At 63.4% G+C, this 12,845-nt stretch carries 12 protein-coding genes; 5 read left to right on the forward strand and 7 right to left on the reverse strand.

The features are described from left to right. Window positions 1-216 precede the first annotated feature (216 nt). The 3 genes from AC0L2V_RS26990 to AC0L2V_RS27000 all read right to left on the reverse strand — a co-directional run bounded on the left by AC0L2V_RS26990 (window position 217) and on the right by AC0L2V_RS27000 (window position 4,349). Window positions 217-1,581: a M16 family metallopeptidase gene (locus AC0L2V_RS26990; protein ID WP_473521685.1), complete on the reverse strand. Its 1,365-nt coding sequence runs from the start codon at window positions 1,579-1,581 to the stop codon at window positions 217-219. Window positions 1,582-1,870: 289 nt separating this feature from the next. Beyond that, window positions 1,871-2,425: a 16S rRNA (guanine(966)-N(2))-methyltransferase RsmD gene (gene rsmD, locus AC0L2V_RS26995; protein ID WP_473512953.1), complete on the reverse strand. Its 555-nt coding sequence runs from the start codon at window positions 2,423-2,425 to the stop codon at window positions 1,871-1,873. After that, on the reverse strand, window positions 2,406-4,349 hold the full coding sequence (locus tag AC0L2V_RS27000; protein ID WP_473521686.1) for a pseudouridine synthase: 1,944 nt from the start codon (window positions 4,347-4,349) through the stop codon (window positions 2,406-2,408). The genes rsmD and AC0L2V_RS27000 overlap by 20 nt, the downstream gene beginning before the upstream one ends. 176 nt (window positions 4,350-4,525) lie before the next feature. Between AC0L2V_RS27000 and AC0L2V_RS27005 the strand changes: the two genes are divergently transcribed. Further along, complete coding sequence (locus AC0L2V_RS27005) at window positions 4,526-4,978, forward strand: nucleoside deaminase (RefSeq protein ID WP_091590719.1); 453 nt, start codon at window positions 4,526-4,528, stop codon at window positions 4,976-4,978. A 28-nt stretch (window positions 4,979-5,006) separates the two neighbouring features. Here AC0L2V_RS27005 and AC0L2V_RS27010 read toward each other — a convergent pair whose 3' ends face one another. After that, on the reverse strand, window positions 5,007-5,681 hold the full coding sequence (locus AC0L2V_RS27010) for a hypothetical protein (RefSeq protein WP_091590895.1): 675 nt from the start codon (window positions 5,679-5,681) through the stop codon (window positions 5,007-5,009). A 191-nt stretch (window positions 5,682-5,872) separates the two neighbouring features. Beyond that, window positions 5,873-8,857 carry an isoleucine--tRNA ligase gene (ileS, locus tag AC0L2V_RS27015; RefSeq protein WP_473521687.1) on the reverse strand — a complete coding sequence of 995 codons (2,985 nt, stop codon included), beginning with the start codon at window positions 8,855-8,857 and terminating at the stop codon, window positions 5,873-5,875. Between the two features lie 54 nt (window positions 8,858-8,911). Between ileS and AC0L2V_RS27020 the strand changes: the two genes are divergently transcribed. The 3 genes from AC0L2V_RS27020 to AC0L2V_RS27030 are packed head-to-tail and all read left to right on the forward strand — an operon-like array spanning window position 8,912 to window position 9,982. After that, entirely contained in the window at window positions 8,912-9,160 is a 249-nt protein-coding gene (locus AC0L2V_RS27020) for a hypothetical protein (protein ID WP_473521688.1), read from the forward strand. Window positions 9,161-9,163: 3 nt separating this feature from the next. Next, a complete protein-coding gene (gene parS / locus AC0L2V_RS27025) occupies window positions 9,164-9,544 on the forward strand; it encodes a type II RES/Xre toxin-antitoxin system antitoxin (RefSeq protein ID WP_473521689.1) in 381 nt (126 codons plus the stop codon). Window positions 9,545-9,547: 3 nt separating this feature from the next. Continuing rightward, window positions 9,548-9,982, forward strand: coding sequence for an RES family NAD+ phosphorylase (locus AC0L2V_RS27030; protein WP_473495026.1), 435 nt, complete (start codon window positions 9,548-9,550; stop codon window positions 9,980-9,982). A gap of 2 nt (window positions 9,983-9,984) precedes the next feature. Here AC0L2V_RS27030 and AC0L2V_RS27035 read toward each other — a convergent pair whose 3' ends face one another. Together AC0L2V_RS27035 and AC0L2V_RS27040 are read right to left on the reverse strand one after the other, a co-directional pair. Then, window positions 9,985-10,797 carry a MipA/OmpV family protein gene (locus AC0L2V_RS27035; RefSeq protein WP_473521690.1) on the reverse strand — a complete coding sequence of 271 codons (813 nt, stop codon included), beginning with the start codon at window positions 10,795-10,797 and terminating at the stop codon, window positions 9,985-9,987. Between the two features lie 204 nt (window positions 10,798-11,001). Next, entirely contained in the window at window positions 11,002-11,907 is a 906-nt protein-coding gene (locus tag AC0L2V_RS27040; RefSeq protein WP_473521691.1) for an alpha/beta hydrolase, read from the reverse strand. A 329-nt stretch (window positions 11,908-12,236) separates the two neighbouring features. Between AC0L2V_RS27040 and AC0L2V_RS27045 the strand changes: the two genes are divergently transcribed. Next, window positions 12,237-12,791: an HdeD family acid-resistance protein gene (locus AC0L2V_RS27045; protein WP_473521692.1), complete on the forward strand. Its 555-nt coding sequence runs from the start codon at window positions 12,237-12,239 to the stop codon at window positions 12,789-12,791. Window positions 12,792-12,845: the final 54 nt, after the last annotated feature.

Raw genomic sequence — 12,845 nt, forward strand, 5'->3', positions numbered from 1 at the left:
GAGCAGGGTAACTAAAGGGGTGGCAACGCGCGCGGCTCTCCCTTCTCCCCTTGTGGGAGAAGGTGGATTGGCGCGCAGCGCCAAGACGGTTGAGGGGTGTTGGCCGGAACGATGTCGGTGCCAAGCTGGAACACCCCTCATCCGACCTCGCTTCGCGAGGCCACCTTCTCCCACAAGGGGAGAAGGGAAGTCGCGGCTATGCTGGTCCCTCATCGATCAATTCCCTGCCTGTGTCTGCGGCAAGAGATAGCCTGATGTCGAATGGTTGAGATTGAGATAGCGCGCCGCAACCTGCCTGACTTCGTCGGCGGTGACCTTGCGGATGCGGCCCGGCCATTCCTCGACATCCCGGACGTTGCCGCCGGTGGCGAGCGTCGCGCCGTAGATGTTGGCCATCGAATCCTGCTTGTCGCGGGCAAAGATCATCGAGCGGACGAAACGATCCTTGGCCTTCTCCAACTCGCCCGATGTGACGCCCTCGCTGGCGATGCGGGCGACCTCGGCCTCGACCGCCGCCTGGACATCAGCCAGCTTGGCGTCGCCGCGCGGCGCGCCATAGACGGTGAAGTTGGTGGCATCGAGCATGGTGCCCTGGAAAAAGGCGCCGGCCTCGGCGGCAATGCCTTGCTTGACGACAAGCTGCTGGTACAGCCGGCTGCGGCTGCCGCCGCCGAGGATCTCCGCCAGCAGGTCCAGCGCTTCCGCTTCGCCCGGCTTCGCGGTGTGATAGGAGGGAACCACCCATTGCGTCGAAAAATTCGGCACGCTGACACGCGCGTCAGCGAGCGTCACCGTGCGCCTGGTGTTCTGTTCGGGTTCGACCGGACGGATGCGCGGCGGCAGGTCTGGACCACGCGCGACCTTGCCATAGGTCTTTTCGGCCAGCGCCTTGACCGCCTGCGGCTCGACGTCGCCGGCCACCACCAGCACGGCGTTGTTGGGCGTATAATATTTGTCGTAGAAAGCCTTGGCGTCGGCGCGGTTCAGCTTCTCCATCTCCTGCATCCAGCCGATCACCGGAATGCGATAGGGCTGGTTCTGCCAGAGCGTAGCGTCGACCTCCTTGCCGAGCACTGCCTGCGGATTGCTGTCGATGCGCGAGCGGCGTTCCTCGAGGATCACGTCGCGCTCGGTGGCGATGACATTGTCGTTGAGGATGAGGTTGCGCATGCGATCGGCCTCGAAATCCATCATCTGCTCGAGCGCCTGCGGCACCACCGTCTCGTAAAAGGCGGTGTAGTCATAGGAGGTGAAAGCGTTGTTCGAACCGCCGATGGCGGAGACGGCGCGGTCGAACGCGCCGGCCGCATGGTTGGTCGTCGCCTTGAACATCAGATGCTCGAAGAAATGGGCGATGCCGGACTTGCCCGGCGGCTCATCGGCGCTGCCGATCTTGTACCACACCATATGAGTGACGATCGGTGCGCGGCGATCGGGGATGACAACAACCTCCATGCCGTTGTCGAGCAGGAAATTCGTCACCTTGCCGTCGTCCGGCTTGTTGTCGGCCAGAACCGGGCCGGTCATCACGACAGCCAGCGCAAAAAGCGTTCCGCGCAGCCAGTCAGCCTGAGATGTCATTAACGACTCCGGTTGTCATGGGGTGGGACGATAGGCGGGGGTATCGCCACAGGCAAATTGATTTGTTCGTCATTTTGAAGGCGCTGCGCCAACCTTCTCCCCTTGTGGGAGAAGGTGGATCGGCGCGCAGCGCCGAGACGGATGAGGGGTGCTGGACGGAGTGCGGCATAAAAATATCTAGCGATTTTAAGCACTTGCCTCTTCAAGGTAGAGAGCCTTCCAACACCCCTCATCCGACCGAGCTTCGCTCGGCCACCTTCTCCCACAAGGGGAGAAGGGAAGACGCTACTCATTCAACCTCGATAAAGCGGATGACGGTCTCGCCATAGCTTCGCTCGTCGACAACCGAAAAGCCCGGCCCTGCCTCGAACGGCGCCGCAGCCGCCTCCTCGACGACGCAGAGCGCGCCGGGGACGAGCCAGCCGCCGGCCTTGGCCGAGCGCAAGGCACGCTCGCCCAGGCGCTTGCCATAGGGCGGGTCGGCGAACACCAGGCCGAACGCGGCCATCGTGCCCGCCTCGCCCAGAGCCGTAGCGTCGCGACGGAATATCTTGGTACGCCCAGTGAGGCCGAAGCCCTCGACATTGGTGCGGATCAGGCCGCGCCCTTCCGCCGATTCTTCGATGAAGACGCCATAAGATGCGCCGCGCGACAGCGCCTCGAGGCCAAACGCGCCGGTGCCGGCGAACAGGTCGAGCACCCGCGCGCCGACCAGCCTATCGGGGAAACGATGCGCCAGCACGTTGAAGACAGCCTCGCGGGTGCGGTCGGTGGTCGGGCGGATGGCGCTTGAGCGGGGCGTCGCCAGCGGACGCCCGCGAAACTCACCGCCGACGATCCGCATTGCCTCCCCTGGATCCCTTGGGGCCGCTGCGCGGTCGGTCGCCGCCTTTGCCGCCATCATTTGGGCGTTCGCCACGCGGCTTGCCGAACGGCTTTGCGCCTCCGGGTTTTCCCCCTCCATGGGCGGGCTTGCCATAAGACGGCTTGAACGAGGCCTTGCGTTCCTTGGCTTCGGCCGCCCTGGCGGCATCGGCGTCCGCCCTGCCCTTGCCGATCGGCCGCGCGCCGGGCGCCATCCAGACATTGGCCTTGCGCTGGCCCGGCGGCTCGATCGGGCGCTGCTCGCGTTCGGACTTTTTCCCGCCGCCCGGTTTGCCGCCGAAGCCGCCCGGCCCGCTACGTTCAGATTTGGGGCCGCGATCGGCAAAGCTCTTTTCCGTCCCGAAGCTTCTGCCGGGACTTGTCGACAGCTTGCCCAGCGCCTCGTCGCGGCTGCCTTCGCGGCGCTTGCGGTTCTTGATCAATCCGCCTTCGCCGATCGGACGGCGTTCGCCATCGCGGGTGAATTTCGGCCGCTCAGGTTCCTCTTCGCGCACCGCTTCGCGCCGCACCGGCCTGTTGGAAAACGGCTTGGTGATGTCAGCGTCGAAATTGGCGCCGGACTCCTCGACCAGGCGTTCGCCGAGCTGGTCGCGCAGCACCCGGCCCTTGATCTCCAGCACATGGCCCTCGGGCAGGTCGTCGAGCTGGAACGGTCCGTAGGAAATGCGGATCAGTCGCGTCACGTCGAGACCAAGCGAGCCCAGTATGTTCCTGACCTCGCGGTTCTTGCCTTCGCGCAGGCCAAGCGTCAGCCAGGCGTTGGTGCCTTGCTCGCGGTCGAGCGTCGCCTCGATGGCGCCATAGAAGACGCCGTCGACGGCGATGCCTTCGCGCAAGCCGGCGAGCGCACTTTCCTCGACCTTGCCGTGGACGCGCACGCGGTAGCGCCTGAGCCAGCCGGTCGCCGGCAGTTCGAGCACGCGCGCCAGCCCGCCGTCATTGGTGAGCAGCAGCAGGCCTTCGGTGTTGATGTCTAGCCGGCCGATGGTCATCAGCCGCGGCAGGTCGGCCGGCAGCACGTCGAAGACGGTCTTGCGGCCCTCGGGATCACGATTGGTGGTGACGACGCCGGCCGGCTTGTGGAACAGGAACAGCCGGGTGCGCTCGATCGGCGGGATCTCCATGCCGTCGAGATGGATGATGTCGCCAGGCATCACATTGAAGGCCGGCGAGGACAGCACCCTTCCATTAACCTTGACGCGGCCGGCCGCGATCAGCTCCTCGGCATCGCGACGCGAGGCAAGACCGGCGCGGGCCAGCCGCTTGGCAATGCGCTCACCAGCCTCTTCCGTCGCTTCGGCGGGACGCGGGCGCGGTTTGAAGCCGCCCGATGCCCCTTGGGGCCGATCACCAGCAAAATCGCGCTTGGGCCGATCGCCGAAGTCGCGTTTTGGGCGATCGCTGAAGTCTCCCTTGGGACGGTCGAAGCGCCTTTCGCTGCGCTCGCCTTCGGCAGCCGCCGGCCGGTCGCCGCGCGGCGCGTATGGCTTGCGCGGCCCCTCGCGCTTTTCATAAGGCTTGCCTTCCGGACGCGGCCCCTTGCTGAACGGCCGGTCGCCGCTTTTGAAGTCGCGCTTCGGCCGCTCGCCGTCAGCCGCCATTGGCCGGTCGCCGCGCGGCGCGTACGGTTTTCGCGGCCCTTCGCGCTTCTCGTAAGGCTTGCCTTCCGGACGCGGCCCCTTGCTGAACGGCCGGTCGCCAGCCTTGAAATCGCGCTTCGGCCGCTCGCCGTCAGCCGCCAGCGGGCGGTCGCCACGCGGGGCGTAAGGTTTTTTCGCGCCCAAGGACGGCTTGCCGCCCTTGCCGGCAGCGACGTCGCGACCACGCGGGCCCGATGGTTTCGAGCCGTTCTTGCGCGGGAATTTCTTGTTTTTGTCGTCCATGTAGCTTTGCTCGTTTGCACTACAGCGCCGCGCGTCCATACGGACGCGCAAAGGACGCTGTAGGACTTTGATTTGGTGCATGATCCCTTCCGAAAACCGATTCCGGTTTTCGGGATCATGCGCTAGATAACAGGATCACGCCGGAGTAGCGAGGAGATAATCGGAATGGAAACCGCTTGAAGCGGCCGGATTTCATGGCGCTGGCACTGAAGGAGGCCGAAGCCGCCGCCCTGCGCGGCGAAGTGCCGGTCGGCGCGGTCATCGCCAGCGGCGATACGGTCGTTGCCAGTGCCGGCAACCGCACCCGCGAGCTTGCCGACCCTACCGCCCATGCCGAGATGCTGGCGATCCGCGAAGCCTGCCGCAAGCTGTCGAGCGAGCGGCTCACCGGCCACGATCTCTATGTGACGCTGGAGCCCTGCGCCATGTGCGCCGGCGCCATTTCCTTCGCCAGGCTGCGCCGGCTTTATTTCGGCGCCGCCGACGAGAAGGGCGGCGCTGTGGTCAACGGCGTGCGCTTCTTCGCCTCACCGACCTGCCACCATGCACCGGACATCTATCCAGGCATGGCCGAGAGCGACGCAGCCCTGCTGCTGAAGGATTTTTTCAGGGAGCGACGCGAACCCTAACGTCGCAGGATTTCTTAGCGCCGGCAGCTTACCACGGCAGCCAGTCGAACATGCCGCCGCTCTTGTTCTTGGCGGCCGCTTCCCGCTTGAGGCGGCGTGCTTTCTTGTACTCGTCCTCGCCGAGGTCATCGACCGGCGCGGTGGCGGAAGCGGCGCGATATTGCACCGGCGGCTCGCTCAGATATCGGCGGGTGTTCGGGTCGCCCTGCTTTTGTTCGGCAAGGCGGCGCTTGACTTCGGCGGCGCGGCCCTTGTCCGAATCCGCCGGCTTCCAGGCCGGCGGATGACTGGAACCCGAGTCCTTCATCGCAGACTTGATCGCGACCGGATCCGTCTGGATGTCATCGACGATCTGCGCCTGGTAGGACGGATCGTCCTGGTTGAGCGTGGCCTCGGCGCGCAGGCGAGCGCGGCGCTGCTCGGGCGATTCCGGCCAATCGGCGCTTGCCGTGGCGCTGTCCTGCGGCGGCGGCAGTTGCTTCTGTCCCGGCGCCGGCTTCACCAGTTCGGGGCGCGGCTTGTAGTCGATCCGTTGCTTGTTCTTCGGCATGACTGAAAAAGCGCTGGTGAGATCGCCGGCAAGCTGGGCGGAGGCGGTCTTGTCGGTCCCGTAGGTCGGCGAGCCCATACACCCGGACAGGGCCAAGCCGGATACGACAAGCGGCGCCAGCAGCGCAACGCGCGCGCAAGTTCTTTCGGTCATGCCAAAAAGTCCCACTCTAGACAGCCTCTCGATCGCCGCCGGCCAAAGGTCCGGTCCCCATCGCCTATGCTCTTCCGACGGAAATCCGGCGACAATTTGTCGTCCGGAGTTTCGCGTGTTTATCTCAACCACTCGTTAAGGGCAACGAGCCGAGGCCGATCAGCCGCCCGCCGTGGCATTTGTGCACCGCCTTATATACGACCAAGCGCCTTCAATTCATGCAGCACCGCCGCGTCCCGCGCCGAAACGTCGGGGAATTGCTTGTCCTGCCCGACATCGGCCGTGTAGCGCCATGAGCGCGCGCATTTGAGCAGGCCCCGCTCCTCGGCCTTCTCGACCACCACAGCGACGCCCTTGACGTCGTCCAGAGTGAAGGCGCCGGAAGGCGCGTTGCCATGCGCAATGACCAGATCGCTGGTGATCGCCATTTCGGCCATGTCGACATCCGATATCGCCGCTTCTAGCGCCGCATCATCGAGCGTGACGACCGGCACCGCTTCCAGCGACGAGCCGATGACCTTCTGGGCGCGCGCAATCTCCAGCGCGCCGGTGACGACACGGCGGACCTGCCGCACCTTGCGCCATTTTTCCGCCAGCGCCTCGTTCTTCCAGCCGACCGGGATTGGCGGAAACTGGTCGAGATGCACCGAGACGGCGTCCGGATGACGGTCGAGCCAGGCCTCCTCCATGGTGAAGGGCAGCATCGGCGCCAGCCATTTCACCAGGCAGTCGAACAGATGGCGCACCACCTGCACGGACGCCTTGCGCTTCACGCTGGACGGCGCCTCGCAGTAGAGCGCGTCCTTGCGGATGTCGAAATAGAAGGCCGACAGCTCGACCACCATGAAGTCGAGCAGCGTGCGGGTGATGCGCTTGAACTCGAAGGCGTCGTAGCCCGCCCGCACGACTTCATCGAGTTCGGCGAGCCGGTGCAGCATCAGCCGCTCCAGCTCCGGCATCTTGTCCAGCGGCACGTCCTCGCCATCGTCATGGGCAAGCGTGCCCAGCATCCAGCGGATGGTGTTGCGCAGCTTGCGGTAGGCGTCGATGTTGGTCTGCAGCACGTTCTTGCCGAGCCGCTGGTCTTCCCAGTAGTCGGTGGTCACCACCCATAGCCGCAGGATATCGGCGCCCGACTGTTTGATGACGTCTTGCGGCACGACGGTATTGCCGAGCGACTTCGACATTTTCCGCCCCTCCTCGTCCATGGTGAAACCATGGGTGACGACGGTGTCGTAAGGCGCCCTGCCCTTGGTGCCGCAGCTTTCGAGCAGCGAGGAGTGGAACCAGCCGCGATGCTGGTCGGAACCTTCGAGATAGACGTCGGCCGGCCATTTCAGATCCGGACGATCCTCCAGGGTGAAGACATGGGTCGAGCCGGAATCGAACCAGACGTCGAGGATGTCCATCACCTGCTGCCATTTCGAGGCATCGTGATTGCCGAGGAAACGCTCCTTGGCGCCGGCCGCAAACCAGGCGTCCGCGCCTTCCTTCTCGAAGGCGTCGATGATGCGCTGGTTGACCGCCTCGTCGCGCAGGACGTTGCCGTCGGCATCGGCGAAGACGGCGATCGGCACCCCCCAGGCGCGCTGGCGCGACAGCACCCAATCGGGGCGCTCCTCGATCATGGCGCGGATGCGATTCTGGCCGGCGGCCGGCACGAAGCGGGTGTCGTCGATCGCCTTCAGGGCACGGCTGCGCAGTGTCGTGCCGTCGCCGAGCTCCTTGTCCATAAAGACGAACCATTGCGGCGTGTTGCGGAAGATGATCGGCTTCTTCGACCGCCACGAATGCGGATAGGAATGCTTCAGCCGCCCGCGCGCGAACAGCGCATTGCGCTTGATCAGCTCGTTGATGACCGCCTGGTTGGCATTGCCCTTCTTGCCGTTGTCGTCGATGACGCGCGCCGCACCGCCCTCGCGGTCCGCGCCGAAGCCTGGCGCATCCTTGGTGAAGAAGCCGGCATCGTCGACGGTGAACGGGATCGCTGCGTCGATGCCGCGCTGGCGAAGATCTGACGCAGCGTCCATCCAGGCGTCAAAATCCTCGCGGCCATGGCCCGGCGCCGTGTGGACGAAACCGGTGCCGGCTTCGTCGGTGACATGCTCGCCGGCGAGCATTGGGACGTCGAATTCATAGCCGCCATTCAAACCTTTGAAGGGATGAGAAAGCGTAAGGCTTCCAAGCTCTTCGGCCGAAATGCTACGGAGGCGGTCCATCGTCACCTTGGCTTTGGTCGCAGCCTCTTCCGCCAGCGCTTCGGCAAAGATCAGCCTTTCGCCAGGCTGCGGGCCGAAAGCATTCTCGGCCGCAGTGACCTCGTAGAGGCCATAGTTGATGCGTGGCGAATAGTTGACGGCACGGTTGCCGGGGATGGTCCATGGCGTGGTCGTCCAGATAACGACATCGGCCTCCAGCAAGTCCAGTGACGTCTGCGTCAGCCTCGGATCCAAGGCTGGCTGCCCATCCTCGACGTTGGTGACCTGACGAGCGAGGCTGACGACCGGAAACTTCGCCCAGATCGTGTCGCTCTCATAGTCCTGGTATTCGACCTCGGCCTCGGCCAGAGCGGTGCGCTCGACCACGCTCCACATCACCGGCTTCGAGCCGCGATACAGCTGGCCCGACATGGCGAATTTCAACAGCTCGCCGGCGATGCGCGCCTCGGCGTGGAACGCCATCGTCGTATAGGGATTGTCGAAGTCGCCGACGACGCCGAGCCTCTGGAACTCTGCGCCCTGCACCTTGATCCAGTGCGCGGCGAACTCGCGGCATTCCTTGCGGAACTCGTTGACCGGGACCTCGTCCTTGTTCTTGCCCTTGGCGCGGTATTGCTCCTCGATCTTCCATTCGATCGGCAGGCCGTGGCAATCCCAGCCGGGCACGTAGTTCGAGTCGTAGCCGCGCATCTGGAACGAGCGGGTGATGACGTCCTTGAGGATCTTGTTCAGCGCATGGCCGATATGGATGTTGCCGTTGGCGTAGGGCGGGCCGTCATGCAGGACGTATTTTTCGCGGCCGGCGGCGTTTTCGCGCAGCTTGCGGTAAAGCTCCATGTCCTGCCAGCGCTTGACCAGCAGCGGCTCCTTCTCCGGCAAGCCGGCGCGCATCGGAAAATCCGTCTGCGGCAGATAAAGCGTCTTGGAATAGTCGATCGTTTCAACAGTGTCGGTCATCGGCGTATCGGTCATTGGTCTGCCATATGCATTGCCCGGCAAAGAGCCCGGGCGTTGAACTATCATGATCTGGAAAAAGCGCGAGAGGCCGCGCGCAAAATTCCCGGCGGCTCCGGCGGCGCTCAGGCCGCCCGGGACACCGGGCTTGTAATTCGTATCGTCAGCGCGAGTGCGCGAGGAGACTGCGTCATGAACGGGCTTTTAGACGAGGCCGGCCTCATTGAAAAGCCCGAACTCGCGGAGGCCTCCTTGCTTCATGGGCCAGTTGCGCCTATGTCTTTGGGCAAATGGCAGCGGAGCTAAAATATGTCCAGCTTGCACATCAAAGGTATCTCGGACACGGCAACGGAACGGTTTCTCGTTCATGTCACCAGGGTCGAAGGACTTCGCCAGCGCGGCTTCAGCAATGACGAAATCTACAAGATCGTCGGCCCGCGACGGACATTGGCGCGTCGCAAGGAGCGAAACGAGACACTGACGATCGCCGAGTCCGACCGCGTTATGCGGCTTGAACGGATTTCGGCGATGGCGGATCGGGTTTTCGGCAATTACGAAAAGGCGCAGCGTTGGCTGCGCAAGCACAGCAGGGTGCTTGACGAGACACCCATCAACCTCTTGCAGTCAGAAACGGGTGCAGCGCTGGTGGAAGAAGAGCTCCATCGCATCGACCATGGCATCTTTGCCTGACATATGCGGATCTGGCGCATTTCCGGCTACGCCGACCTGCTGGGTGTCGGCGGTTTGGTCAGCGGCGGCCGTTGGCATGTCATGGGGACACCAATTGTCTACTGCGCCGATCACCCGGCCACGGCACTTCTCGAGATACTTGTGCATGTCGACGCGGAAGACATGCCCCAGACCTATCAGCTTCTAGAGATCGAAATGCCGGACGACATTGCCATCATGTCTCCCGGATTGCCCGATGACTGGAAGGACGATCTGTCCATGACACAACGGCTCGGGACGAACTTTGTCGCTGCTGCCACCCAGGCGGTCATGGAAGTCCCTTGTGCAATTGTCCCGTTCACAAGGAACTATCTTCTTAATCCGGATTTGCTGGCCCGCGACGGCATCCGTATCGTTAGCGCCACGACCCATCCGGTCGATACGCGACTACTGGGATAGGCTCACATCGAGAAATCGAAGCGATAGGTCGTCGACACGCCGATCGTGAACTGATCCCTTGAGCCGCGCTCCTTGACCAGGCTGGAATCGGCCGCCGGGCCCATCAGCCGCGAATATTCGGCGAACAGGCTGGCCGTCATCGGCTCGGTCACTTTCCACGTCACCGCGCCGCCGAGGCCCGCCGATTTCACGCCACCGTCCGGTCGGTACCGGCTGAGGCCCGACGCTATGGCTTCCCCGGCGTCGACGCCGTAATAGGCGTCGAAATAGTCCGACGAGGCGAACGAAACGCGCGGCCCGCCCGAAATCCTGACCTCCGGCGTCACATCGTGGAATGCGTCGGCGGTGATGTCGGCGACGAAGCCGTTATGGGCGCGAATGCCGTGCCGCAATTCGGCGCGGGCGCGCAACCAGTCCAAAGGATAGAATTCGAAGAAGCCGCCGGCCTCGCCGCCCCAGCGCACCGGGTCGAGGCCTCTCAGTTCGTCGGCGTCGTCGCCATCGCGCGAAAACAGGATTTTTCCGGCCAGGCCGGCGCGGAAGCCGCCTTCGTCGATCAACCCCAGCGAGATGTTGTCGTTGCGCGAGGTGAAGCGGGCCGCAGGACCGGCCTTGCCGAGCGAGATGATCGGCTGGGCGCTGAGCATATAGTTCTTGCTGCCTTCGAAATCGGGGGCGACCAGGCCGGTAGCGCCGACTGTCAGATACCAGTCGCCGGACAGCCAGCCCAAGGCGCCATCGGCGGCTTCGGCGGCACCGGTGGCCCCAAGTATGAAGGCGGCCAGAACCACCGGATTCGCTCGGACAAAACGCATCATTACTCCATAAGTCGAACAGGTTGGCGATACAACCAGCCTTCGCAAGCCATGGCGCCAGTTCAGTAAAATTTGGCTTAATGTCCATCGGCGGCGTTTCTGAAAATGCGCTAGCAGCTGCCAACTGGCTTCCCACTCTGGAACGTCTCGGCTGCTTTTTGGATTTTGGCAATAGCCGTGTGACCCTGGCTGCTCACCCAAGAGTTACAAAAATCCGCGGATAAAGCTTCCCGCGCTGTGAAGAGTGCGGCGACCGGCACTCAATCCTGCATTCCAAACCGGCCAGGCGTGAATCATATGCGGCCAAATTTCGAGACGTACTTTGACGTCAGCCGCGCCAGCGGCTTGCGCGAGCCGAGTTGCGTCCGACAACAGCGTCTCGGCCGAACCGACTTGTATCAGCATTGGGGGAAATCCGCTCAGATCGGCGAACAATGGCGAGATCAGGGGATCGCGCCGACCAACGCCAGGGGGAACATAGGCGGTGGCCAGTTCCTCCAAATACGCCCGGTGGATGATAGGGTCGATTGCGTCCTTAGTTGATAGTGTCGCGCCGGCCATCGAAAGGTCCGTCCACGGCGAAACCAGCCAAAGACATCGCGGCAACCGCTCCCCTGCCGCGCACAATATACTGACCAGGCACAAGGTGAGGTTGCCGCCCGCACTGTCGCCGCCAACCACGATGCGATCCGGCGCGATCCCTTGCCGCCCCAGAAAGCGCCATGCGGTGAGTGCGTCTTCATGTTGCGCAGGGAAAGGATGTTCCGGTGCGCGTCGATAGTCGATCGCGAGGGTGCGCATTCCCATTGCTCGACCTGCCTCGGTCACCATTCGACGATGACTTTTGAGCGAGCCGGAGCAGTAGCCACCACCATGGAAAAAGAGCAGAACCTTATCGCTGTCACTCTCAGGCGCTAGCGACCACTCTCCCTCGAGGCCGTCGAAAACCGCATTCTCACATCTGACGTCGTCCGCAATTGGCCAGACCGAACCAACCTCGTCGAGCCGTGCCCGGCGTTCGTCCCAGCCCACCGGTCGTGGCTTTGACGTCAGCAAACTGCGCACTCCGTTAATCTCCGTCAGATCGAGGCTTTCGTCCACGTCGCTCATTTGCTTCCCTAGCCTCATCAAGCATAAAAACGGGCGACAGCAGCAGCCTCACGTCATCCAATAAAGCGTCACAGCCAGCGCTGGGCCACCGCTTTCGTTTGCGCCATGGCGAAGACAAGAGGACGACAGTCGTCCAGAACCCGCTCGTCATGCTTTAGCACTGCCGCCGCACATGGTCGAATATTACGTCTGATATTTGGCCGCTTCGGGTCTAGCCACGTCTGGCAAGCGATCGCTCGGGGTGTGGCGCTCGCATCCTGCTCGCTTTACCGGCAAGCCTGTCAGCGTTACCTTCCAAGCCGGCAAAGGTAACCTGAGGGAGAAGGGCGATGACACTGCACGGCGATGCCTTGAAAGATGCAATCGGTCAGACGCGGGCGAAATGGGGATGGTTCGTCGGGCTCGGCGTTCTGCTGCTGATCCTCGGCGGCATCGCCTTCGGCAATCTGTTCATCGCCACTGTCGCCTCGATCTACGTCGTCGGCTGGCTGATGCTGATGGCCGGAATCATCGAGATCATGCATGCCTTCGGTGTGAAGACATGGACCCGGTTTTTCTACTGGCTGCTCAGTGGTCTTCTCTATGCCGTCGCCGGGTTCTTCGCCTTCTACAACCCGCTGCTGGCGTCGGCGGTGCTGACCTTCCTGCTGGCGGTCGCCCTTCTCGCATCAGGCGTGCTCAGGGCCTGGGTCGGGTACAGGCACAGGCCGGAAAAACGTTGGGGCTGGCTGGTTGCGGCCGGCGTCATCAGCGCGCTGGCCGGCCTGGTCATCGCCATGGGCTGGCCAGTCAACAGCGTATGGGTGCTGGGGCTGTTTCTCGCCGTCGACCTTATCTTCCAGGGCTGGGCCTTCATTGCGGTCGGCCTGGCGCTGAAAAAATAGGCCCTTGGTTTGGCATGATCTGTTCCGAAAACCGGTTCCCACTTTTCGGGATCA

This window comes from Mesorhizobium sp. WSM4814 (assembly GCF_055811595.1).

What these genes read in the sequence shown, in the direction of transcription:
- AC0L2V_RS27000 (WP_473521686.1), bottom strand. Translation starts at nt 4,349, where the DNA reads ATGGACGACAAAAACAAGAAATTCCCGCGCAAGAACGGCTCGAAACCA.
- AC0L2V_RS27045 (WP_473521692.1), top strand. Translation starts at nt 12,237, where the DNA reads ATGACACTGCACGGCGATGCCTTGAAAGATGCAATCGGTCAGACGCGG.
- AC0L2V_RS27030 (WP_473495026.1), top strand. Translation starts at nt 9,548, where the DNA reads ATGCGGATCTGGCGCATTTCCGGCTACGCCGACCTGCTGGGTGTCGGC.
- AC0L2V_RS27040 (WP_473521691.1), bottom strand. Translation starts at nt 11,907, where the DNA reads ATGAGCGACGTGGACGAAAGCCTCGATCTGACGGAGATTAACGGAGTG.
- AC0L2V_RS27035 (WP_473521690.1), bottom strand. Translation starts at nt 10,797, where the DNA reads ATGCGTTTTGTCCGAGCGAATCCGGTGGTTCTGGCCGCCTTCATACTT.
- parS (WP_473521689.1), top strand. Translation starts at nt 9,164, where the DNA reads ATGTCCAGCTTGCACATCAAAGGTATCTCGGACACGGCAACGGAACGG.
- AC0L2V_RS27010 (WP_091590895.1), bottom strand. Translation starts at nt 5,681, where the DNA reads ATGACCGAAAGAACTTGCGCGCGCGTTGCGCTGCTGGCGCCGCTTGTC.
- ileS (WP_473521687.1), bottom strand. Translation starts at nt 8,857, where the DNA reads ATGACCGACACTGTTGAAACGATCGACTATTCCAAGACGCTTTATCTG.
- rsmD (WP_473512953.1), bottom strand. Translation starts at nt 2,425, where the DNA reads ATGCGGATCGTCGGCGGTGAGTTTCGCGGGCGTCCGCTGGCGACGCCC.
- AC0L2V_RS26990 (WP_473521685.1), bottom strand. Translation starts at nt 1,581, where the DNA reads ATGACATCTCAGGCTGACTGGCTGCGCGGAACGCTTTTTGCGCTGGCT.